The 22,380-nt window shown below is 46.7% G+C and carries 20 protein-coding genes and 2 pseudogenes; 12 read left to right on the top strand and 10 right to left on the bottom strand.

What is annotated here, in order from left to right:
* Nucleotides 1–15: 15 nt before the first annotated feature.
* Both ACFPQ4_RS00380 and ACFPQ4_RS00375 read right to left on the bottom strand, forming a co-directional pair.
* Nucleotides 16–1,137 (bottom strand): GerAB/ArcD/ProY family transporter, encoded by a 1,122-nt coding sequence (locus tag ACFPQ4_RS00380; protein WP_378109723.1) that lies wholly within the window; start codon nt 1,135–1,137, stop codon nt 16–18.
* Nucleotides 1,138–1,145: 8 nt separating this feature from the next.
* Entirely contained in the window at nt 1,146–2,567 is a 1,422-nt protein-coding gene (locus ACFPQ4_RS00375; protein WP_378109722.1) for a spore germination protein, read from the bottom strand.
* Nucleotides 2,568–2,703: 136 nt separating this feature from the next.
* Between ACFPQ4_RS00375 and ACFPQ4_RS00370 the strand changes: the two genes are divergently transcribed.
* The 6 genes from ACFPQ4_RS00370 to ACFPQ4_RS00345 all read left to right on the top strand — a co-directional run bounded on the left by ACFPQ4_RS00370 (nt 2,704) and on the right by ACFPQ4_RS00345 (nt 10,770).
* Nucleotides 2,704–4,050 carry a type III polyketide synthase gene (locus ACFPQ4_RS00370; RefSeq protein ID WP_378109721.1) on the top strand — a complete coding sequence of 449 codons (1,347 nt, stop codon included), beginning with the start codon at nt 2,704–2,706 and terminating at the stop codon, nt 4,048–4,050.
* Between the two features lie 38 nt (nt 4,051–4,088).
* Entirely contained in the window at nt 4,089–4,784 is a 696-nt protein-coding gene (locus ACFPQ4_RS00365) for a methyltransferase domain-containing protein (RefSeq protein ID WP_378109720.1), read from the top strand.
* Nucleotides 4,768–5,907: an NAD(P)/FAD-dependent oxidoreductase gene (locus ACFPQ4_RS00360; protein ID WP_378109719.1), complete on the top strand. Its 1,140-nt coding sequence runs from the start codon at nt 4,768–4,770 to the stop codon at nt 5,905–5,907. The genes ACFPQ4_RS00365 and ACFPQ4_RS00360 overlap by 17 nt, the downstream gene beginning before the upstream one ends.
* Before the next feature lie 18 nt (nt 5,908–5,925).
* The gene (fabF, locus tag ACFPQ4_RS00355; protein ID WP_378109718.1) at nt 5,926–7,203 is read left to right on the top strand and encodes a beta-ketoacyl-ACP synthase II; all 1,278 of its coding nucleotides are present in this window, start codon (nt 5,926–5,928) and stop codon (nt 7,201–7,203) included.
* 82 nt (nt 7,204–7,285) lie between these two features.
* Entirely contained in the window at nt 7,286–9,220 is a 1,935-nt protein-coding gene (locus ACFPQ4_RS00350) for an MMPL family transporter (protein WP_378109717.1), read from the top strand.
* 32 nt (nt 9,221–9,252) lie between these two features.
* Nucleotides 9,253–10,770 carry an FAD-dependent oxidoreductase gene (locus ACFPQ4_RS00345; protein ID WP_378109716.1) on the top strand — a complete coding sequence of 506 codons (1,518 nt, stop codon included), beginning with the start codon at nt 9,253–9,255 and terminating at the stop codon, nt 10,768–10,770.
* An 837-nt stretch (nt 10,771–11,607) separates the two neighbouring features.
* Here ACFPQ4_RS00345 and ACFPQ4_RS00340 read toward each other — a convergent pair.
* The 4 genes from ACFPQ4_RS00340 to ACFPQ4_RS00325 all read right to left on the bottom strand — a co-directional run bounded on the left by ACFPQ4_RS00340 (nt 11,608) and on the right by ACFPQ4_RS00325 (nt 13,895).
* Entirely contained in the window at nt 11,608–12,018 is a 411-nt protein-coding gene (locus ACFPQ4_RS00340) for a DoxX family protein (RefSeq protein WP_378109715.1), read from the bottom strand.
* 24 nt (nt 12,019–12,042) lie between these two features.
* Nucleotides 12,043–12,279, bottom strand: coding sequence for a hypothetical protein (locus ACFPQ4_RS00335; RefSeq protein WP_378109714.1), 237 nt, complete (start codon nt 12,277–12,279; stop codon nt 12,043–12,045).
* A 336-nt stretch (nt 12,280–12,615) separates the two neighbouring features.
* Nucleotides 12,616–13,467, bottom strand: coding sequence for a M56 family metallopeptidase (locus ACFPQ4_RS00330; RefSeq protein WP_378109713.1), 852 nt, complete (start codon nt 13,465–13,467; stop codon nt 12,616–12,618).
* On the bottom strand, nt 13,464–13,895 hold the full coding sequence (locus tag ACFPQ4_RS00325; protein ID WP_378109712.1) for a BlaI/MecI/CopY family transcriptional regulator: 432 nt from the start codon (nt 13,893–13,895) through the stop codon (nt 13,464–13,466). Before ACFPQ4_RS00325 ends, ACFPQ4_RS00330 begins: the two co-directional genes overlap by 4 nt.
* A gap of 139 nt (nt 13,896–14,034) precedes the next feature.
* On the opposite strand from ACFPQ4_RS00325, the pseudogene ACFPQ4_RS00320 reads away from it, so the two are divergent.
* The 4 genes and pseudogenes from ACFPQ4_RS00320 to ACFPQ4_RS00305 all read left to right on the top strand — a co-directional run.
* Nucleotides 14,035–14,151, top strand: a pseudogene (locus ACFPQ4_RS00320) (prolipoprotein diacylglyceryl transferase family protein); the annotation flags it as partial.
* A 115-nt stretch (nt 14,152–14,266) separates the two neighbouring features.
* A complete protein-coding gene (locus tag ACFPQ4_RS00315; protein ID WP_378109763.1) occupies nt 14,267–14,419 on the top strand; it encodes a His/Gly/Thr/Pro-type tRNA ligase C-terminal domain-containing protein in 153 nt (50 codons plus the stop codon).
* A 114-nt stretch (nt 14,420–14,533) separates the two neighbouring features.
* Nucleotides 14,534–14,896 (top strand): hypothetical protein, encoded by a 363-nt coding sequence (locus tag ACFPQ4_RS00310; RefSeq protein ID WP_378109711.1) that lies wholly within the window; start codon nt 14,534–14,536, stop codon nt 14,894–14,896.
* 84 nt (nt 14,897–14,980) lie between these two features.
* Nucleotides 14,981–15,676 (top strand): annotated as a pseudogene (locus tag ACFPQ4_RS00305) (chromate transporter); the annotation flags it as partial.
* 18 nt (nt 15,677–15,694) lie between these two features.
* Here ACFPQ4_RS00305 and mprF read toward each other — a convergent pair.
* Nucleotides 15,695–18,376 (bottom strand): bifunctional lysylphosphatidylglycerol flippase/synthetase MprF, encoded by a 2,682-nt coding sequence (gene mprF, locus ACFPQ4_RS00300; protein ID WP_378109710.1) that lies wholly within the window; start codon nt 18,374–18,376, stop codon nt 15,695–15,697.
* Between the two features lie 297 nt (nt 18,377–18,673).
* On the opposite strand from mprF, the gene ACFPQ4_RS00295 reads away from it, so the two are divergent.
* Nucleotides 18,674–19,591, top strand: a complete 918-nt coding sequence (locus tag ACFPQ4_RS00295; protein ID WP_378109709.1) for an efflux RND transporter permease subunit — start codon at nt 18,674–18,676, stop codon at nt 19,589–19,591.
* A 189-nt stretch (nt 19,592–19,780) separates the two neighbouring features.
* Entirely contained in the window at nt 19,781–20,167 is a 387-nt protein-coding gene (locus ACFPQ4_RS00290) for a hypothetical protein (RefSeq protein ID WP_378109708.1), read from the top strand.
* A 314-nt stretch (nt 20,168–20,481) separates the two neighbouring features.
* Here ACFPQ4_RS00290 and ACFPQ4_RS00285 read toward each other — a convergent pair whose 3' ends face one another.
* The 3 genes from ACFPQ4_RS00285 to ACFPQ4_RS00275 form a co-directional block, all read right to left on the bottom strand.
* Entirely contained in the window at nt 20,482–21,219 is a 738-nt protein-coding gene (locus ACFPQ4_RS00285) for an adenylate/guanylate cyclase domain-containing protein (protein ID WP_378109707.1), read from the bottom strand.
* A 225-nt stretch (nt 21,220–21,444) separates the two neighbouring features.
* The gene (gene tnpA / locus ACFPQ4_RS00280; RefSeq protein WP_378109706.1) at nt 21,445–21,672 is read right to left on the bottom strand and encodes an IS66 family insertion sequence element accessory protein TnpA; all 228 of its coding nucleotides are present in this window, start codon (nt 21,670–21,672) and stop codon (nt 21,445–21,447) included.
* Between the two features lie 225 nt (nt 21,673–21,897).
* Nucleotides 21,898–22,092 (bottom strand): DUF2642 domain-containing protein, encoded by a 195-nt coding sequence (locus ACFPQ4_RS00275; RefSeq protein WP_378109762.1) that lies wholly within the window; start codon nt 22,090–22,092, stop codon nt 21,898–21,900.
* Between the last annotated feature and the right edge of the window lie 288 nt (nt 22,093–22,380).

Below are 22,380 nucleotides of genomic sequence, written 5' to 3'. Positions count from 1 at the left end.
CTCGTACGAAGCGATTCATGACGTTGTCCTGGCTTTGCGCTTGATCGCGATCCAGACGAGGAGAGGCACTAGCAAGTAAGAGGCAGATCCTGTCCACATCTGCAGGTCGAGCCAAAAGGCCTGATCGAGCCCGGGCTCCCAAAACCATTTACTGATCGGAAGAGTGACGGCCATCGCCGCACAGCCGCTAACGATTAGCCCAATACGCGTAGTGCTTGTCCTCGTCTTGCCTAGCAAACGAGAAGCGCCATATATCATTAACACTAACAAGGCGATCGAGTAAAGGAAGCTGAACATATATGCCGAGATCAGGATAATATCGACCCTTTCGAATACAGGAGATTGCAGGTATCGCCCTATCTCCACGTTCGGGTATTTGATGGTTGGCAAGTATTTGGAGCCATAGAAGAGCAAGGTCGCAATGGAAATAAAGAGATACTCACCGACCGAGATGGCGTTAGCGATCGTCAAATATTTTAGCATTTTCCGTTGCGGATTCAGCCAGTATGAAATAGCGATTAAAAATTCAGGTCCGGATAACGACGAAAAAACGAGCAGAAGTGATTTCCATGCAAACGGCTCTGGGCCAATCGGAATGAGAGGGTATAGATCGTGAATCGAATTGGATTTCACCAAAAAAAACGGAATATACAATAAGAAGATCCAAATCGTTCCAATGAACACGACCGTTACGAACCGTACCATGTTTTCCATTCCAAACAGCGCCAAATAGCAGCTAAGGATAAAAGGAAACACAATGTGCCATTCTCGGCCCATAGAAGGAAAAACAAATTTCTGCATGATATCTGCATAACTGACTGAAATGAAAGAGATCTTGAGCAAAAGGAGCGGCAAGCTTGCCAAAGCTAAAATTTTGATGCCTGTTTTTCCGAATAGTCTTTCAAAACCCTGGTACCCTTGGGCAGAGTAGGAGGTTGCGAACCACTTGGATAGCATATATAGGCAAAATTGGGAGGCTATGCCCATTGCTACAATCGCCAATAACATATACGGTTGAACGAGGGCTGAGGGCATGACAATCATGTAATAAAGCATTTGAATCCTATTGGTGAGGAAGAGCGCGTAAAAACCGCTTTCTTGATGTGAGGTTTTTTGAAACAGCGATATAGTTTGCATGGGTTCATTTACTCCTTCGGTTTAATACGATACTTGTTCAAAGGACGCAATGCTTCAGGACGACTGCGCATCGCGTGTAACGGCCCTCGGACGAAGAGATCGACCCAATCTCTCCAATAAAACGGAGATACCGGCGCCAAGTAGGGCTGGTTCAAGGACGTAAGCCCGTTCAGATGGGCAAACATGCCGACGAGTCCAAGCAAGATACCGGGAACGCCCAAATAGGACGCAAGAATCAAGAATATGAATTGAAGCAGTAAACTGGATTTGGTGACCAGATAGTTTGGAACGAGAAAAGTGGTAATCGCCGAAATGCCTGCCAATACGATTAGCACTTTGCTTGCGAATCCGGCTTCTACCGCAGCTTGTCCTATAACGATTCCGCCAATTACCCCTAAGGTTTGGCTCGTTTTGGTCGGCATTCTTAGGCTGGCTTCCTTGATAATTTCTAGCGTAATAAGAATAATAAACGCTTCCCAGAAGGGGGATAGCGGCAGTTTGCTACGAGACTCGATGATTACATATAAAATTTGCAGGGGAAGCATTTGATAATGATGAGTCGTTAATGCGACGTAAAGTGGAATTAGAGTAATGGAAAGAAGGAAACTGAGATAGCGTAACGGCCTCAAAAAGCTAGCTACCAACCAGCGGTTTATATAATCCTCCGGCGACTGAAACAAGTGAAACAGCGTAATCGGAGCCACTAAGGCGAAAGGAGTGTTATCGACGAGAATGATCAATTTTCCGATGCCTAGTGAATACGCGCAGGAATCCGGTCGATCAGTCTGGAGATATTGAGGAAAGATGCTGTGATAATGGTCTTCCATAAACGCTGCAACATGTGAAGAGTCCAAAAATATATCGAAGTCGATGCTGGAAAGCTTATTTTTCGCGACCGCTACAAATTCTGGATTGGTTAGCCCGTCGATGTACATAAGGACTACGGTTGTTTGGGTTAAGGAGCCGACGGAGTATCTCTCTGTTTTGAGCGCTGTTAAAGGAATCCTTCTTCTAATCAGCAAGATGTTTTGCTCCAGCTGCTCGCTGAAACTGTCTTTTGGGCCGAACATTATTGTTTCCGTCTCTGAGGTTTCGATGGAACGGCTGAGCGAGTTGGGGAGCTTAATAGCGTGCCATCGCCCGCTGGATGATTCGTGAACTAGCACTGAACCCTTCATGAGATACTGGAGGGCTTGCTCCAAATTGGATAAGCGCGTAATTTTAGCGGTGGTCAGGCTTTTTTCCACCGAAATTTGGAATGATCGAACGAGAGGCTCAAGAATCGATTCGTTAAGACGCTCCTGATCGATTAAGGTTCCAATATAAATAAATGTCAAGCGAAGTCCGTCGGTAGTCTCTCGATCAATTATCTCCGCGTCCTCAATTAGGGCGAGGCGCTGCTTTAAAGCTTCTAAAGAAATTGCTGTCATCGTACACCCCCTGAATCAGCGCGCGCTGAGATTCCTTTATTATGCTATTCTGTATCGCGATTTAAACTAACGATTGGTAATCTTCTGAAATCTTCGAATCGAAAGAATGTAATTCACTCAGGCAACAGGTAGGAGGATGCCAAACTCAGCAATTATTCTCGGTTGCGGGCCGGTCGGTCTACTGGCCCAGAAATTTGCATGGCTCAAAGGCGCAAAAAGGGTAATCGCCATCGATCATGTGGATTATCGTTTAGAGCATGCTCGGAAGACAAATAACTTTTTTTTCCTATTCAATGAAAGAAGATTCCAAGAGACCCCGGAATGTCCTGCAATCGAGATTCATACATTAGGAATATCACTTCTTGTCCAAGAGAGGGGGACTACCGCGGTGCATTTGGTCATTATGGGCATTGGTACGACCGTTCCGAGTAATCGGCTGCACCAGCAAGATGCATTATTACGGCTTAAGGAAGCTTTGAATGACGATCCTGCGCTTTCAAGATGGGCGAATCGAATTTTCGCTCATTGCGGCGTAAATACGCGATTTACTTGTGAACCGAATTTGTTGGAACCTGCTGGTCAATGCCGGTATGTTCCCGCTTCACCTAATACCATGTTGCCCACTACGGAAGATCGAATGATGATCTATCGAATAGAGTCCGTGCCTCTGGCTAAGGAAGCTGCAAAGAAGGCGCTGGCTGACAGTAACGTTAGGCCAGACGAGATAACCCATCTGCTTACAGTAAGTTGTACTGGCATGTTCCTTCCCGGCATTGACGCCGAGCTTGTGTGGGAGCTGGATCTACCGGCAGACGTTATCCGAATTCCGCTTACCTTCATGGGGTGTGCTGCAGGATTGTCCGCTCTTCGCGAGGCTAGACGAATCGTTCTAAGTGATCCTAGCGCAAGAGTGCTCGTTGTCACTATAGAACTATGCAGCATTCACATCCAACCCTCTTTTGAAAAAGAGCATTTATTTACAGCGGCATTCTTCGGAGACGGAGCATCTTCTTGCGTAGTTGGAATGACGGATTCCCCCCAAAAAGGCGGGTTTACGATGGTTGAATCGGAAGCCATTCTATTTCCGGGATCCGCAGATAAAATGAAATGGACGATTGGGAATTATGGATTCCGTCTGCAACTTTCCCCACAAATCCCTCAGTTGATCGCCGAATTTGTTCCATCTGCTTTCAAATCTTTTTGGGGTAAAGATGCTTCGCCGGAATTGTGGGCGATTCACCCAGGTGGCAGAGCCATTATCGACACTTTGGAAACCGCATTTTCTCTTACCGGCTTGCAGACGGAAGCCAGCAGGTCCGTATTGCGGGATTACGGCAATATGTCTTCCGCCACGATTTTGTTCGTACTAGAGGAGTTAAGAAAGCAACAAGTTCGAACGAAAAACGATGCTGCAACTGGAATCGCATTGGCATTCGGTCCCGGTGTCACTGCCGAATTTATGCGGTTTACCTATCAAGCATGAGAGAAACTTTAGCGCAACGTTCCACGAAGCCCGAATGGATGGATGATTTCTCGCAAAACGGTGCCGAGCTTCAAGAAGCGTTAATCCATCTACGAAGATTGAATCGGATATTCGGAGCATCCGGTCCAGCGCTTTATGGGGTTAAGCAACTTTGGGATGACGCTGGGCGTCCGAATCACTTAACGTTGCTGGATGTCGGTTCAGGCTCCGGCGACATCAATCAGAGCATATTACAATGGGCGCATAAGCTGGGAGTTAAGATGAAGGTAATCTTGGCCGATGTCACGGAGGAGGCACGGATCGAATCAGAACGGCTTTTCCGTAATGATTCGCGTGTGACGTTCGTGAAATGCAATGTATTTGACCTGCCTGCTTGCCATGCGGATATTGTAACAGCATCTCAGTTCGCTCATCATTTTCCTTCGGAAAAACTCCCCCAGCTGACTAAACGTATGTTGGAGATTTCGCGGTACGGTATCGTAATCAATGACATTCATCGGCATTGGTTGCCTTGGACGGCAGTATGGGTCTTCACGCGGTTGATCTCTAACAATCGATATATCCGTCATGACGGACCGTTATCCGTTGCCAAAGGCTTTCGTCGCATAGATTTTCGGAAACTTGCCGGACAGCTCGGAATTTCAACGATGAAGATCAGTTGGAGACCCTTGTTTCGTTATGCCGTCATCATACCTAAACAACAGGAGGGGGCAACGGATGTACAAGGAAGCTGATGCCGTGGTGATCGGAGCTGGCGTCGCGGGCAGCAGCATGGCATATGCATTGGCGAAAAAAGGCTGGAACGTCGTCCTCCTTGACAAAGAGAAGTATCCCCGCCATAAAGCGTGCGGCGAATTTTTATCTCCAGAATCGCAATTTGCGTTGCAAAAATTCGGTTTGGAGCACATCCTTCGTTCCCTGGAGCCGGCAATCATAACGAAAGTACGTATACATACGGAAGGCGGCTATTCCCTCGAAATCCCTTTGCCCGGGCAGGCATGGGGATTAAGTCGTTATGCCTTAGATTCCCGGTTACAGTCGTCGGCTATTGAGATGGGAGCAAGCTTGTATACTTCCTGTACAGTCAATAACATAACCGCAAATGGAGAAGGATACCGCGTCGAGAGTTGCCGGAGCTCCGATAATTTCAGTTTTAATACCCGTGCCGTCATTGGTGCCGGTGGGCGGAGAACGTTGAATGGACTTCGTGAGCCAAAGCCGTCGCCGAATAACCGTACCTTTGTCGGGATTAAATCCCACTATACAAGGGAGGATCGTTCGCCGGTCGTTGATCTCTATTTTTTCCAAGGCGGGTATATCGGCATTTCCCCGGTTGAGGGGGGACGATTAAACATTGCCGCGCTTCTATTAAACTCCGCTTTTCAAAGTCTCGGAGGATCTTCAGTTATAGAACGGATCTTGGAACAAGCTTGCCGAAATAGTCCGATATTGAAACAAAGATTGGCAGGGGTTGCTCCCATTCCCGGAACCCAAGCGGCAACCTTTCCAGTGACGGTTCGACGCGTGCCAAGCGCGTGGAACGAAATTCCGTGCATTGGAGATGCGATCGCGGTAATTCCTCCATTCTGCGGGGATGGCATGTCGATGGCGCTTCGATCCGTTGAGCTATGCGTTCCGTTAGCGGATTGTTATCTAAGAGGGCAATGCGCACGTGAGGAGTGGAAAACCGAATATACGCGGCTTATCAAACGACATTTTTCCAGCGCTCTGCGCTGGGGTAACCTTCTGGAACGGGTGCTCAGCCATTCCGTTCTTTCGTCATGGCTACTTCGCTTAGGCTCATTTGCACCAGGGACGGCTCAAAGATTGGTTCGAGCAACGAGGCTTAAGAATTGATTCCAAGGGGCGAGAGGGATGAACAACCGGGTTGTGGTCACGGGAATGGGATGCGTCACTCCGATCGGGATGGATAAGGAGACTACCTGGCAAAATGCGATTAATGGCCTATCCGGCATTCGCCGAATTTCGGATCATCGCACGGAACAATTGCCGGTAAAGCTAGCCGCTGAAATCCTTGACTTTGATCCTTTAAAAGTCATGGATGGGAAAGAGGCCAGAAGAATGGACCGCTTCATGCAATTTGCGATTGCTGCGGCCGATGAAGCTATTCGTGACAGCGGGCTCGTGATCGGCGTTAACGCTGACCCGTTACGGACAGGTGTGTGGATCGGAAGCGGTGTAGGCGGAATTACAACATTCGAACTAGGCATGCGTGAAGTGCTCGAACGAGGATATGGAAGGATTTCTCCTTTTGCGATGCCTATGTTTCTTCCCAATATGGCTGCCAGCCAGGTGGCGATTCGGGTGGGAGCGAGAGGAATACTGGAATGCTCGGTGACAGCATGCGCATCCGGCTCTAACTCGATCGGCGAAGCCTTTAGAAAGATTGAGCGCGGAGATGCGGATATCATGATTGCGGGAGGGACAGAAGCGCCCGTGTGTAAAGTCGGATTGGCGTCTTTTGCAGCCATGAGGGCTCTGTCCAACCAGACCGATCCCGAAGAAGGAAGTCGTCCGTTCGACAAAAGACGTGACGGATTCGTGATGGGAGAAGGCGCTGGAATCCTCGTCTTGGAGTCTTGGAATCATGCCCACGCTCGCGGAGCTATACCCTATGCCGAGGTCCTTGGGTACGGAGCTTGCGGGGACGGCTTTCACATTGCAGCCCCGCGATCGGATGGAAGCGATTGGTCCAGAGCTATGACTATGGCTTTGAATGATGCGGAACTGTCGCCGGATCGCATTCAATACATTAATGCGCACGGTACAAGCACGATTCTGAATGATCTTACGGAGACGAGAGCTATTCGGAAGGTGTTCGGCAGTCTGGCGTATGATATCGGCATCAGCTCCACCAAATCAATGACGGGCCATTTGCTAGGGGCATCGGGTGCAGTCGAAGCCATTTTATCTATTTTGGCATTGAGAGATCAAATCATTCCGCCAACGATCAACTATAGAGAGCAAGAAGAAGAGTTGGATCTAGACTACACGCCTAATGTTGCTCGACGCAGGTCTCTAAAGGCAGTCATGTCCAATACCTTTGCATTCGGGGGTCACAACGCTGTATTGGTATTCGGTCAAATTCCGAATTCTAACTCCCGTATAGTCGATTACGATGCTATACCATAAACTCGCAGCTATCTCGATTCGGCATTCCCGGAGGATCATAGTTTTCTGGCTCGTCTTATCGGGGTTATCCGTATGGTTCGCGATGCAGTTGCCCAAGGTGCTAGGCGATCACGGATTAGAGACGAAAGGCCAGTATGCGCAGGTGCAACAAATTTTGTCCAGTGATTATGATATCGTGGACGAGCCTATCGTTCTTTTATTCGAGAACGAACAGAATAGGAATAAACAAACCTTCCAGTCTTATGTCGTGCACAGCCTAGCCTATGTTGAAAGAATACCGGGAGTCGATGTTGCGGCTTCTCCATTAACGGACTTGAAGATGTCGAAAGGCAATTATGCTTATGCCCTGATCTCCATACAAGGTTCCACGAAAGATAAGAAAATCGCGATGGAACAAATCCGCAATGAGATACCGAACTATCCGAATTTTAAAGTAAGCATGACCGGAAAACCTGTCGTACAGGAAGACGTAAACCGATTCAGTAAACACGACTTGGAGACAGCGGAGACGATTGGCGTACCCCTTGCCTTTATTTTGCTCATGATCACTTTCGGAGGGATTTTGCCTGCCTTGATTCCGATCCTTGCAGGCGGCATGACTGTCGTCATCGCCATGGGAATCATGTATGTGATTGGGGCGTTCGGGGATTCCTCGTTATCCGTATTTGTCTATAACGTCATCCCAATGGTAGGAATGGCAGTTAGCATTGACTTTGCCTTGTTAATGGTTAGCCGCTACAGGGAGGAAACGGCGTTTCAATCCGTACGTGAAGCTGTCATTAGAACCATGAAGTCGTCAGGGAGGACAGTGACGATTTCGGTTGTCTGCGTCGTCTTGGCTTTAATGGGAACGTTTATGATACGAATGCCTATTTTCAATAGCGTTGCTTTGGGGGCAATTGTTGTGCTCGCAATTGCTGCGTTGATCAATCTGACTTTTGTCCCTGCGATCCTGTTCAAGCTTGGCGATCGTATAGCGACCGAACGCAAACAAAAATGGCCTCCCGATGCACGCGGCGGTTGGCATGCTTTTATTTCGACGGTGATGAATCGACCCGGCATATCGGCGCTAATAGCCATAATTGTCCTCATCATTTGTTTGTTACCCATGCAATCCATGCAGATGGAAATTCCCGGTCCTGAATCGCTGCCCAAAGATGCAGAATCACGTATATCGGCAACAACGATCGCGGATCGATTTAAACCTCGCATGATCTCGCAAGCGTATATGATCGTTAATGAGCTAAGCGTAGATCGAATCCGAGGTGACTTAGAGCAAGACAGTAGAGTGTTGCGAATCGATTCAGCACATTCGCGTGTAAATAAGGGGCAATATTTACTTACCGTCTGGCTAAAAGGTAAAGAGTCATCAACGGAAGTTATGCAATGGATCCGTGAACGTGACAAACGGTATGGTACGATGAGCGTCCTTATAGGTGGAGAACCGAAATATCATCAGGAAGTGCACGATGAAATATTTAATCGTATTAAATATGTACTTAGCTATGTCGCCCTATCCAATTATATAGTGTTGGCGTGGGCGTTCCGTTCCCTCTTGATCCCTATTAAGGCGATCGCAATGAATCTTCTCAGCATTGGAGCCTCGCTCGGAATTATCGCTTGGATTTTCCAACAGGGGTTATGGGGAATGGAGCCTACCCCAATTGCCATCATGATTCCTATCTTTATATTTGGTCTAACGTTCGGAATCAGCATGGATTACGGTATCTTCTTGCTTTCTAGAATTTACGAAAGCTACAGGCATACTCGTGACAATGACATGGCTGTTCGGGAAGGGTTAGCTAATTCAGGTAAAATCATCACCTCTGCAGCTGCGATTATGATTGCCGTAACCGCACCGTTTGCGTTCGCCGGCGTTACGGGAGTGAAGCAGCTAGGCATCGGTATTGCGGCCGCACTATTAATCGATGCGACGATTATACGCTTAATCTTGGTGCCCTCCCTCATGAAATTATTAGGAAAGTGGAATTGGTGGTTTCCATTTGTGAGAAGCTAACCTCATAACCATGCAGCAGAGGAGCCACTCTCATGCCACAACTACCGCAATTTCCGGAGTCGTATTGGACCGCTTCGGCCGACATACCAGCGTTTCCAAAACTGACAACCGACATGTCGGTCGACGTCGTAATTGTAGGTGCAGGAATCACGGGAATCACCGCAGGTTACCTACTCTCCAAAGAAGGGATAAACGTGTTGTTGTTGGAGGCAGGTCGCGTGCTTCATGGCACCACAGGCCATACGACAGCCAAAATTACAGCTCAGCACGATATTATTTATGATGAATTGATTCACCATTTCGGCGAGGATAAAGCCCGTATGTATTATGAGGCGAATCGGGACGCCTTGCAATTCATCAAAAAAACGGTGCAGACCGAAAAAATAAACTGCGAACTTGTGGACGAGGACGCTTATATTTATGCACTGACGGAACAATCGGCTGCCAAACTAGATAAGGAACGCAAGGCGTACGAGAAGCTTGGTGTTCCAGGCGAATTGCGTGACCATATTGATCTGCCGTTGGACATAATATCCGCTTTGGTGATGACTGAGCAGGCACGTTTTCATCCGATCCCTTATTTAACTGCATTAATTGATCGGATCTTGCATGCAGGATCTCAAATATTTGAGCATACCACCGCCATGAGAGTGGAAGAAGGGGAGACTCCGGTCGTTGTAACAGAAGAGGGGCAGCGTATCACTTGCCGGCACGTAATATCCGCTTCCCATTTTCCTTTCCTGGATTGGAAAGGCTTCTACTTTGCGCGATTACATGCCGAAAGATCGTACATTCTTGGCGTGCGAATCGGCGAGAAATATTCAGGCGGAATGTATCTAAGTGCCGATGAACCTAAGCGCTCGATTCGGCTGGCTCAAGATGAGGACGAGCCCTTGATATTGGTCGGAGGAGAAGGACACAAAGCAGGTCAAAGCGCATGTACGATCAAGCATTACGAGGCTTTGCAAGCTTTCGCGGAGACTACGTTCGACGTAAAGGAAATAGCCTATCGGTGGTCCACACAGGACTTGGTTACGTTGGACAAGGTTCCTTACGTAGGAAGGATTACAGCGGGGACAGCTAATATACTGGTAGCCACCGGATATCGTAAATGGGGAATGACGAACAGTACCGCAGCGGCGCATGTGCTTAAGAACATCGTATTAGGAATTAACGATCCATACATGCAGCTGTTTGATCCTTCCAGATTCCATGCCGATCCGGACATCAAAACCTTGGTCTCGGAAAACATGAATGTCGCTAAACAACTGATCACCGGAAAATTTGAGATGGTATACAGAAGTCCAGAGTCACTGGACGTGAACGAAGGTGCTGTAGTTCGTGTAAACGGCAAACGCGCGGGGGCTTACCGGGATTCCGATGGAATCCTTCACGTAGTCGATACTACCTGCACGCATATGGGATGCGAGACGAATTGGAATGACGGTGATCAGACATGGGATTGCCCATGTCACGGTTCCAGATTTTCATATAAGGGAGAGGTCATCGAAGGACCGGCGAAGGAGCCATTGAACAGATTGGAGACCTAGAAGCGATGATACATCTTGATAAAACAGGAGGAAAGGTGCGACGATGAAAAAATTAGGTTGTATGCTAGCCTTATTCTTTATGATAGCGACGCCAATGATTACAGCGGCAGGAAGCAGCGCACAAACCAGGTCAGTTAATCCCGCATTATTGAACTCGCTTCGTCAAGGCGGGTATATTCTATACGTTAGGCACGCAGATGCGACAGTAGGAGAGGACCAACCGAATCTCGTTTTCGGAGATTGTTCGACGCAAAAAAACCTCTCCGAGAATAGCAAAAGACAGTCCTCAAAATTCGGGAAGATCCTTAAAGATTTGCAAATTCCTATCCAAACTCCGGTTGTTGCCAGTCCTTTTTGCCGAACAAGGGAAACCGCACAAATGGCTTTTGGCGAGGGTACTGGGGGAGATCCCTTACTTAGGCACGGTAGTTGTGAAACCGAAAGGACAAGGCAAAGGGTATGAGATCGTAGACAGAATAACGATAGACGAGTTGTTAAGCGATAACAATTAAACCTTTATGAAGTCGTCACCTTGAATATAAGTACCTTCCCTTAGCATAGTGCATAGGCTAATTATTATTGCTGCGAAGGGATTGAAACAAATGTACTATGCTCCACCGCTGCTCAGCAAATTTTTAGCTCGCTCGTGACGATCGAAGAACTCGAGAACGGATACGAGTTTATATTAAGAATGGAATCAGATTTATTGCAAGATCTATCTGATTACGTTCGACTACAACTGACCGGACCTGCGGAAATCAAAGGGTTCTTACTTCAAGAACTTGAGCTAACATTGTAAAATCGCAACAGCCGTTCTCGAGAGAGCGGCTGTTAGACTCAATAAGGCAAGGTAAATCTCGATTCGGATTCACTTTTAAGCTTACGGCTCGGCGGCCGCAGCACCCATGAAGCTAAAACCATTACCAATCCGATTAGCGGGAATACGATTTCAAACATTTCATGCCCAGCATACATGTGCGATGAAGATGCACTAATGAGGTCGATGACAAAGCCAGCGTAAGCCCATTCTTTCAGTCGCGGGAAACGGGGTATTACAATAACGATTGCACCCAAGATCCGACCGATGCCCAGTAACGTTAAAAAGTAAGTTGGAAACCCGAGCTCTTTAAATTCCTCTACCTGACCTTCTCCATGGGCGAGGAAGAGCAAACCTCCCATGAACAAGAGTCCCGCGCTAATGATCGTAATGATCCAGTAGGTATAGTGGTTCGTTTTCACGTTGCGCATTTGTTCGTCTCCTAAATATAAATTTTATTTACAACCGCATTTCCCTGAAGTATGGCATGTTGTGCAAGCCTTGCTCTTTCTCCTAAAAAAGAGAACACCGACGCCGATGACCACAACAGAAATCACTGCAATCCAAATCGGATCTAAGAAGATCGAAGAGAGACCGATTACCGCTGCTCCGCTCGCAAACAAAGGAATCGCACAGCACAACGCGCAAAGCCCGATTACCCCAAGACCAGCTAAGAAACCATTGTTTTTCATTTGAATTCCTCCTCCGCATAGTTAAGCATTTCGCTTATTTTCTTGTGTAACGAGTTTGGACCAGGATAACCGACCGTTACGCCGCGAATCTTTCCTTGTGCGTCGAGATACCCCGAGCATAACTATACCCCAGAAGATGATGAAGGCTCCGCCAACATACCGAATGATGGAATCATACTTAGACAGAAACGGACCTATAGATCCAATCGAGATCCCCAAAGAAGAAGGAGGCCAATCCACCGATCAAAACAACCCAAATCGTTAGTGACACATCATCCATCCTGATCACCCCAAACCACTACGTTTTGTAGTGTTTTTATGTAAAAGAAAAGGCGGTTATACGCATCCGCCAAGTAGTACAAATAGTACAGAGAACGTAATGATCATGGATTTCACGACCAAAGAGGGTTGAAACAAAGGAACTCGAATGTTCAATTCGGGATAGATTAGATGCTGAAGACGATAATTGATGGCTTTATCTGTGAAACCAACGGCGCCAATCGGCGATAATTTCGTGTGTACCTTGGATAACTGCAATAAGACGGCCCCGAGATGCTGCCAAGAACCCATTTTCTTCACCGCATACCTGTCAGCCTGGATTTCCTTCCATGTCGAGAAATAATAGGCCGTTTTGCGGACCAGCGGAATATAACCGAAACCATAATTCAACACTGTCAGAACGAATAAATGGAAGGGGTCGTACTTTTTGCAATGGTGAACCTCGTGCAGCAAGATCGCCTCGATCTCTTCTTCGCCAAAGGATTCTAAGACGACCGTAGAAATATAAATTCGCGGTTTAACGATGCCTTTGGTTAAGGCAATGAAAGCTTGGTCTTCGATAACCGTTACATCATACCGCGGATAGCGGTCTGCCATATACTTTTGCCATCTCTGCTGGCCATTTTTCTGAAAGAACCAGCGCCACTTCATATGGAAAAACAATTGCTTACTTGAATAATAACCAATCCGTAGAAGGGTGTAGGCTATAAATAAGCTCATACCGATTTTGCAAGCGAAATCCAGGAACGGGTTTGTTTCAAGCGGAGCCAAACAGCTTTCGATTAGATTCCACCCGTATGAATAAAGGTCCCACTCGCCAAGAAGGAATAAAATCATTTGCAGGACTATGAATGTTAAGCCAAGGCTTATGAAAGCGTACAGATACGTGACTCGATTGAGGGAGATCATGGTTCCCTCCTGTGCTTGAGTTCAGTGATTTTCTGCTCTAATTTTTGAAGCATTTCCATATCAACGCCATCGAGTGCGTCAATCATATGAGCTACAGCGTGGTCTCCGAAGTCTTTGAATAGATGTTGCGTTACGGTCCCAGTATGCTTGCGGAGGAATTCCTCTTTAGTAACAACGGGTATAAAGTATGTGATCTTTTTGTTGGTGGGATGGGGGATTTTCAGAAGATGTCCCTTTTCCACCAAACGGTTCATAACGGTCATTACCGCATTAAACGAAATATCGTGGTCATGTTTGATTCTTTCTTGGATTTCCTTAATGGTCGCTTGGTTTGTCGCGGACCAAATCGCTTCCATAATGCTCGCTTCAAGGGGGCCAAAGAAGCGATTTAGTCCTTCTTCGTTTAATTTAAAGTACGGGATCTCCACGGTTTGTTCCACCTCCAATACCTAATCACTACTCATTGTAGTGAATGGAGCAGGGATTGTCAATGATAGCCAATACGTTGTACTTGTGGGAGTTTTTCGGGGGAATTGACATCTGTATTGACCATACACTACAATTCGTATCGTCAATCAAATGAGCATCAATGGCATTTATTATCATCCAACATTCTTGTACGAATCCACGTGGAGCTTAGTAGGGTTGTTCTTATTACTGCTGATTCGTAGACAAAATCCGCGATTCGATCGGGCGCAGCCATCAGTGCGGCACGATTCAGCTTGACTATCAGATACCGGAGAAGTTCGACCTGTCCTATGCCGACGATCGGAACGAGCGGCAGGTACCTGCGGAGCTTCTGAAAATCCGGTATGTGGCCGTCATCAGCGACAAGGAAGCGTCCGCGGACAGCGTCCAGCTTCGCGTTCGTAAGAAGGCGGAGCAGTGGGTTTGCGGAGTGGAGGAGCTGATTGCCGAGTTGCAAAGCGCGGCCGGCGCTCCGTTTGCTTGATGGTGAATCTGGAAATCTATCCTTGTACAAACTATCTACGAGTGATACGATGTAACCATGTCCAAAGACCCAAGTCGGACATAATACATTTCCTTCAGACCGGAGGTTACTGCCATGCCAACCACCCGTATTATCGACCGGCCAGCCCGGATCGTCGAAATCGTATGGGCGTATGCAGCGACGCCTGACGATTTTGACCGCATTAACGATGAAATCAAGAGATTTTCCGAGGAACTCGGCGGCAGCTTCGATGTGCTCGTCGATATGCGTACGGTCAAAGCGTTTAAACCGGAATTACAGGCGAAGCTGGTGGAACACCAGAAGGCGATAAAATTATACGGGATGAAGCGTGCGGCGGTCGTCACCGCCGGCTCCATTGCCCGCCTGCAGCTGAACCGCACGGCCAAGCAATCCGAACATACGACGGAAACGCAATGGGACGATTATGCGGAGGCTCTGGCGTTTCTGAAGCTGTAAGCAGGCACGGCCGGAGTCAGAGGGGCTGTCCCAACGTTGATATGCTCCCCATAAGGTAGATAGGCGAAATAATAAAAGCCTGTTCAAGTAATAATCATTGCCGTAGCTGCTTCGATTGGCTTTGTCGTTTACGATACTAAATCGAATGATCAGTTGCCTGACATTCATGTGCCCATAAAACGATCTTTTGCAGCACTATGCTTGTTTTTATTTTTTTGCCTTTTATTATTGCTCCCTTTGTTGAGAGAATTATCTTCATCTCATTGGCTAGCGATGTTTGATAGTTTTTATAGATCTGGTTCACTCGTGTTTGGCGGAGGGCACGTCGTTCTTCCTCTTCTGGAAAGAGAAGTTGTTTCCGTCGGATGGATATCAAGCGAAGACTTCCTGACCGGTTATGGTGCTGCTCAGGCAGTTCCAGGACCTTTGTTTACTTTCGGAGCCTATATCGGAGCGGTTATGAATGGTTGGTCTGGAGCAGCCGTTGCTACGATAGCCATTTTTATGCCTGCGTTTCTATTGGTTATGGGAACATTGCCCTTTTGGACTTCTATAAGACGCAATTCGAAAATACAAGGTGCTCTGAATGGTATAAATGCCGCAGTGGTAGGTATTTTATTGTCAGCTTTATATGATCCGATTTGGACAAGTTCCATTTTATCTCCAAAAGACTTTTCGCTAGCATGCATCTTGTTTGTAATGCTTGTATTCTGGAACATACCATCATGGTGTGTTGTTATTTCGGGTGCAGTTGGCGGCATTTTATTAAACTATCTATGATACCCCGAATATCATTTTTCAATGAACAACTTCATCATGTGAGGTTGTTTTTTTCTCGTTTCTTTTCGGCCGGCGCGCAATTAGCCTAACCAACTCCAACAAAAGAATCGGTAACGATACCGATCGCGGATAAGCAAGATAACGCGGCTCCCAAGCCGGGTAGAATTTTTCTTTGTATTTCCGAAGACCTTTAAATCCATACCAATATCCACTATGCTTAAAGACGAAATGCGCAAGCTTTTCTTCCCGAATGGCAGCCTGAGCTTGACCGACGCTCGAGAGTGGAGCCATGCCCAAATTAAATGTCTCATACCCCTCTGATTTAGCCCATTCCAATAAACAGACGAATAATTGATCCATCGTTCCGTTCGGCGTATTCGGAAGATGCCGCATGAGGTCAACAGATATGCTGCAGTCGTTGTCATAGCTTGGCGCCAACGTCGCAAACGCAATGATCACATCTTCCGGATTGATCAATAATACGATAGGGGACAACTGCATGTAGGATTCCTCGAACCAACCGAGCGAAAAGCCCTTTTCTTTTTTTCGATGCAGCCATTTATTCGAAATTGGGAGAAGTTTCTCCAGTAATTGATTGTCGTGGGGAGGCTTTGATATTTCAAAGCGAAAACCTTCGCGGTCAAATCTGTTTTTAACCGTTCGTAAGTTGGTCATTCGTTTTCCGCTTAAGGTAAACGAATCTAATTGAACCAATGCCTCTTCCCCCAGTTTGAAGAATCGGTATCCGTTTTCATGATAGATCGGAAGATAACTCGGAGAAACCTGATAAAAGACAACCGATAAATCATAAAGATCCGCAAAACGCTGACATTCCTGAATGGCTTCGCTAATCCATTCTCTATTTCCAATGGGATCGCCGAGGACGACGAGTTTGTTTCTTATTATGGAATAAGGAATCAATACACGTTCGTTGCTCGCCCAGAAGAAGTTCTTATCACCGGCAAATAATACGTGCGTCAATAAGTTCCCATTTTCATGATCCAGGAACTTACGCAATTTCTCTTGTTCTTCTTGGGAAGCGCCTTTGTTCACTAAGCGATATGGCCGAAGCAGCAGGATAAGCGATAGCATTAACCATGTGACTATAATTCCGGTGATCGCGACAAGGCCGTTCAGTTTCGGGTTAATTAACCACGTTAATTCATCCGCCGAAGTCGAAGGATTTGACAGAGCAGGGTGGATTCCCGATGCTATGAGGTCGTATACATAGGCGAGTGCAAACGTTAGTAACCCCCACAAAGCTGCCTTATCTCTACTGAAGCTTGCGGATATTCTATAGAACCGATCACGGGATATCCAAAGTAACAAGGCCACGATTAGCAAGAAAAGGGCTTCTTCGATATCAAATGCCTTGCTAAATGTAAATATGGCACCCATGCATAGAAAGAAGAGCGTCAATTGATATGCGCGTTTTACCCGATGAGAAATCCCCCAAGATAATACGATCAGCAAGAGGCCGATGACGACGCTTAATTGATGAGACAATTTCATTAGCGGAGCGGCTAACAGCTCATCTGTAAGATGTAATCTATATAACAAGCCGGGAAGAGCTGCGGAGAGCAGAAGAACGAATCCGCTTGCGAAGACTAATTTGCCAAGCGACCATACGCCGAGTTCTCCGACCAGTTTGAACTGGTTTGGAAAGTGCCATATTTTTTGCCAATTGTTCAAGCCGTTCTCGAAATTCTCGTCATCTGGATCAATCGTTTTGTCACGATCCATTGCGACATCGGATGCGGCGATAACAAGCCCGATCATCCAGGGGAACAGATAATAGAGCAAACGAAAGAGAACGAGGACGGCAGCCGTCTTGTCAGCAGGATAACCCAGTTGTTGCAGCCCGAGCAACGCAGTCAAGTCGAAGCCGCCAATACCGCCCGGGGCCATCGTGAGCAGTCCAGTAATCGCCGAGACGGTATAGATTCCCAGAGCATCCGCGAGTGAGAGACCGGGAAGCAGACAGGTTCCGATAAGCCAAAAACAGATTCCTGCGCACACCCATTCCAGTAATGACGCTACGATCGAGGCTGCGATTGTAGCTCCATTCATCCGCGGCAGATTTCGATTTAACCATTTTGCATAGAACGATGTACGTTGCAAAAAAATATAACCAGGCAAATACAAAGCGGTTGCCCATACCGCAAATATAGTCCAAGGGTGGACGTGTACGACTGCTTGTATAGGTAAAAATCCGAAAATGCCGGCCCATGAGAGCATCGAGAGGCCGGTAATTGTAATGGTGGAGAGAAAAGAGATAGAAGCCGTAATCGTCTGCATTGGAATCTTATGTTTTCGGTAGAAGAAAGTCCTGAAGGCCGCGCCCGCGATTCCTGAGAAACCGATTACGCTATTCGACGTGTTCGCGACCCACGAATAACGGAACGTATCCCAGCGGCTGATCGGGATATTGAAATGACGACGGAGCACAAAGTCATATACGCTAACCGCAGCGATAGCGATCAGTGCAGTCCCGAACAGAAAGAGCACGGTCGCCGGCTTCATTTGGTGAAGTGTGTGAAGGGTACCGGTCCAATCAAATCTTTGAAACTCGTTTTTACCCTCCCAGTAAATAAACGCAATCACAGCAGTAGGGATCAAGATCTGCAGAAGCTTGTAACGATGAAGAACTGTGAGGAGTTTGCTGAACTTCGTGCGGTGAACTTCTTGGAGATCCTTCATCGATCATACAGTGCTCCTTTACGAAAAATATATACGTCTGCCAGGTAACTCAAGTTAGTATCCCCATAATCCAACTTGAACTTTCCATTTCTGGTCGCTTTTTTGTTTGCTTGTGATCGGGAGTACGGAGACTTAACTACACGATTGAAGAATTTTTTTATGTCGATGATCAAACTAGCCCAAAACGAAGTCTTTCCCTGTATAGACAGGAGAGGAGACTTCAATCATGAAACGAATGATCGAATCAGTGATGCATAGATCGACAATCATTTTAGTTTGCGTTGTGCTTATTTTGGGATGGGGGCAGTCTCGGCTTTACAAATGCAAAGGGACTACCTGCCCGGCATTAATAACACCACATTAATGGTGTCGTTACGTGCTTCATCTTACCAGGCGGATCAAGTTAAGAAAGATATTACCGATATTACAGCGCTTCTTGAGGATACAATCCGCAAGACCAACGGAATTGCCAACCTGGAGACCACCTCATACGACGGCGGGGTCTTGATGAATATCTACTACCCCATGGATTACGATATGAACAAAGCGGAAGATGCGCTTAAACAGGCATTGAATGATGCGGCATTGCCCGATGGGGTCAATAAACCTGCCGTTACCCGATTAACGTCGAGCACGTTTCCGGTCTTGAGCTACAGCCTAACGGCCAATAACAACAAAGTTGACGATCTGACGCTGCAATCCGCATTGCAAACCGATATCGTCAAGCAATTGAAGTCCGTCCTCGGCGTATCGGATATTCAAACCGTAGGTGGAGCAAACCGAGGTTATGTCGTCGTTCTGCGCATGAAAGATCTCGTGAAGAATAACTTGACGCTGTACGATTTCAATAAATCCATCACGGCAGACGTGCCCAGCCCGCAAGGAAACATGGCCAATGTTAAAGCTTCGTTCCCGATCCGAGTAGAAGGATGGGATCTCACGGAGCAGCAGTTGAACGATCTTGCGATTAAGAGCAAAGACGGCAACAGCATTCCCTTGTCGGCCGTTGCTTCGGTTTCTCAATCCCTGACCGACGTGAAAACCGTCTCAAGAACGAACGGCCAAGCAAGCGTAATGATCAATGTGATCAAGACGCCACGCGACATCGCCGCTTTGAACATGTTAGTCCTTCGACAACATCGACAGAAATTTGTAGAAGGACAAGAACATACATTGATTAGACTCCGCGCGCTACGCGGAGTTTTTGTTTTATAGATGTAGTTCTTGTCCTTGGCCCAAGACAAGAACTTACATTGTTTCCCGAGGAAGGACAAGAACACGCATTGTTTCCCGCGAAGCTCAGAACATAGAACAGAAGGAAGGAGGGACCTATGCTTGAAGTTTATTTAGCGAGCCGTAAGCTTTAACGCCGATTTTTCTAACCAATATTAGCGGACTCAATTTTTGAGTAATGGCATCATAGAACAAGTTTCGAACCATGCGTTTCGTAATATGGCTGGAAAAGTTTTGGAGCGTAATGACTTTATACTAACAGCTGTGTTCGAACGGCATTTAAAGGAAGCTTTAGGCATCCAAATTCGAAATTATGAACATCTCGGCATGACAGACCCATTCTATTTATTTGTGAATCTTGTAGGTGCAGTTGGATTGGCGGGTTCTCCCCATGGTCCGCTTCACTACGGGGCGCCACAACGGATTGATGATGACCTTTTACAGGTTCCCGAGATTCTACTTGAAAGACGCGATGAAGAAGCCGTTAATTCAGCAGTAGCATCGATTATGGAAGTGCTTTGGAACGCTTTTGGCTTTACAGAAAGACCGCGGTATTAAGCTCCCTCGGTACAAAGTAGTTTTCTCACGAATGCTCGCGTATTCGCAGGATTTCACCATAGGATAAATCGCAATCTGGTAGGAAGGGGCTTTTGCCGTCAAATTCGGTAACCAAAGCGCATAAGGGAACAGAAGGGGCGAGGTTTCGCTCCTTTTTTACTGCTCTTCTGCACGCTGCGACAAGAACAATTATGATGAAGAAACAAGCTTTGATGAATTTTTTCGATTATATGAAGAATTTGTTAATCTAAAATGGAGAATTCAAGGGGGATCGTTATGAACTGGAAAACTGTTCTTGAAACCGGCAAGTCACTTTACAACGGAACCGCGAAAGCAATAACAGGTTGGTCAATACCCTTCAGGTTATAAGCGCGGGGCTCTAATTGCGGATAATCGACTTTAATACAGTGATATGCATCGTCCGTTATCAAGATTTCCCCGTTTTGGGCTACGCCTTGAATGCGGGAAGCTTTATTGACAACAGATCCAATAATCGTAAAATCTTTATAGTTTGTTCCCAATTCGCCGATAGAAGCTGTACCCGTATGGATGCCAATGCCGACTTTGACCGGGGCGTTCATGCCAGAGATGTCTGAAAATTCGGACTGCATATCACTGAATTTCCTTTGGATCTCTAAGGCGGCCATGACAGCCTGATGGACATGATCGTGCTGCTCAACGGGGAAATTAAATATAGCAAGCACCGCGTCGCCGATCATTTTATTAATGATGCCGTCTCTCTTCCAAATTGCTGGTGCGCATTCGTCATAAAATTTGTTCAACAACCGTGCAATTCCGGCTGGATCGGCATGCTCCGATAGAGCGGTATATCCCCTCAAGTCGGCGAACATGACGGTGGCCTGGATGTCGATCTGTTTGTTTTTCTTAACCTTTGTAAACATAGATTCACAAATCGTGCACAGATTCGGATGCATCCGGCTGGTCTTTATTCCCATCATGCGAAAGGGGAAAGATAGCGGACTACGAATAAAGATCGGCACTCTCATCTGCTGCCAGCATCCTTTGCAGTATACGCTCTTAAAGTCATCCATGTTTTCAACCTCTTCCCCTGCGGTCTTCAAGCTTCTTCAATTTATCCTCTTGATTATACAACACTTTCTATGTATGTGTGATCGATGACGCAGCATTTTGCTGGGTGCTTCGGAGCTTGTAATGGAAATCTCTGCAAGGATGGTCTCAAAACTTGCCGTTACAGACAGTGCGAGGAACCGTATCATAAATGAAAGTCGGATCATTACATTTACGGAAACGATAGTTCAATAAGTTAGCGGCAAGTCTAGTACTATATTTTTCATATTTTGCTTGCTATTCCCGCTCTTGCGCGGAGTGTAAAAATTGGATGAAGCACTCAATCTTTTCATCCAAGTGTAGAGCCCGCGACGATCCACCTGATTGGCTTTACACCATCTTGATGCTTTTTCTCCGCTGGAACGGAATGCGGCGATTCGCTCTTCCCACTTCTTTTGTATATCTTCTCTGGCCATGAAAAAATCCTCCCCAGTTTTAGACTCTGAAGAGGATTATCTCATGGCTGTTGCAGGGAACGAAGGTGGTGAGGGTTTGACGCTTACGAATATAGGCTTTTACGCCGAGAGGCAATAAACACTATGGTAGGGTCTAGCCCAAGGAGGATATATGCAACTTATCATCGATGACATCTTACCAACTGTCCTGATCGATGGTCAGGAGTATCGAGCAAGCAACATCCACTATAACGGCATCGTCCAAACAATTTCGGCGATCCTCACACAAGCTTGTCGATTGTGGGATAACTGCAGTAATACATGGTCGGGTTTGACATCTAAAATAGTGCCCTCGATAGCCCCACGGGTGGTCTCAAAACACACGCAACGCCCGCATAATCGCCGGAGAGCCTCAACAACGTACGGGTCAACCGATGACACAGTTTGAATTTGACTGGGGTGTAACTGACTCGGACTAACATTTTGATTGTACAAAATATCCACTCCTCAAATAAAGTCTGCACTCAACATATGCTGATGCCTAAGTAATGGAGTGGGCGGTTGTAATATAAGCGTCAACCTCTCCCCACCTTCGCCTGCCGTTATCGCCATGAGATAATCCTCCGCAAGCTGTATCCGCTGTTCGCTGCCATGAAGGCGTATGATCAAATGGATTTCCTCAAAAAAATCGTGCAAAATTCCCCATTTTAATCGGGGGGAAATCGACTG

It is taken from the genome of Cohnella yongneupensis (assembly GCF_042655785.1).
GTDB classification, from domain to species: domain Bacteria; phylum Bacillota; class Bacilli; order Paenibacillales; family Paenibacillaceae; genus Cohnella; species Cohnella yongneupensis.
Note: the sequence above shows the minus strand (reverse complement) of the source record. Positions and strands in the feature narration are given on the sequence as shown.

Excerpts from the sequence above, each read along its gene's own strand:
- ACFPQ4_RS00380 (WP_378109723.1), bottom strand. The coding sequence starts at position 1,137 with ATGCAAACTATATCGCTGTTTCAAAAAACCTCACATCAAGAAAGCGGT.
- ACFPQ4_RS00375 (WP_378109722.1), bottom strand. The coding sequence starts at position 2,567 with ATGACAGCAATTTCTTTAGAAGCTTTAAAGCAGCGCCTCGCCCTAATT.
- ACFPQ4_RS00370 (WP_378109721.1), top strand. The coding sequence starts at position 2,704 with ATGCCAAACTCAGCAATTATTCTCGGTTGCGGGCCGGTCGGTCTACTG.
- ACFPQ4_RS00365 (WP_378109720.1), top strand. The coding sequence starts at position 4,089 with ATGGATGATTTCTCGCAAAACGGTGCCGAGCTTCAAGAAGCGTTAATC.
- ACFPQ4_RS00360 (WP_378109719.1), top strand. The coding sequence starts at position 4,768 with ATGTACAAGGAAGCTGATGCCGTGGTGATCGGAGCTGGCGTCGCGGGC.
- fabF (WP_378109718.1), top strand. The coding sequence starts at position 5,926 with ATGAACAACCGGGTTGTGGTCACGGGAATGGGATGCGTCACTCCGATC.
- ACFPQ4_RS00350 (WP_378109717.1), top strand. The coding sequence starts at position 7,286 with ATGCAGTTGCCCAAGGTGCTAGGCGATCACGGATTAGAGACGAAAGGC.
- ACFPQ4_RS00345 (WP_378109716.1), top strand. The coding sequence starts at position 9,253 with ATGCCACAACTACCGCAATTTCCGGAGTCGTATTGGACCGCTTCGGCC.
- ACFPQ4_RS00340 (WP_378109715.1), bottom strand. The coding sequence starts at position 12,018 with ATGCGCAACGTGAAAACGAACCACTATACCTACTGGATCATTACGATC.
- ACFPQ4_RS00335 (WP_378109714.1), bottom strand. The coding sequence starts at position 12,279 with ATGAAAAACAATGGTTTCTTAGCTGGTCTTGGGGTAATCGGGCTTTGC.
- ACFPQ4_RS00330 (WP_378109713.1), bottom strand. The coding sequence starts at position 13,467 with ATGATCTCCCTCAATCGAGTCACGTATCTGTACGCTTTCATAAGCCTT.
- ACFPQ4_RS00310 (WP_378109711.1), top strand. The coding sequence starts at position 14,534 with ATGCCAACCACCCGTATTATCGACCGGCCAGCCCGGATCGTCGAAATC.
- mprF (WP_378109710.1), bottom strand. The coding sequence starts at position 18,376 with ATGAAGGATCTCCAAGAAGTTCACCGCACGAAGTTCAGCAAACTCCTC.
- ACFPQ4_RS00295 (WP_378109709.1), top strand. The coding sequence starts at position 18,674 with ATGGGGGCAGTCTCGGCTTTACAAATGCAAAGGGACTACCTGCCCGGC.
- ACFPQ4_RS00285 (WP_378109707.1), bottom strand. The coding sequence starts at position 21,219 with ATGGATGACTTTAAGAGCGTATACTGCAAAGGATGCTGGCAGCAGATG.
- tnpA (WP_378109706.1), bottom strand. The coding sequence starts at position 21,672 with ATGGCCAGAGAAGATATACAAAAGAAGTGGGAAGAGCGAATCGCCGCA.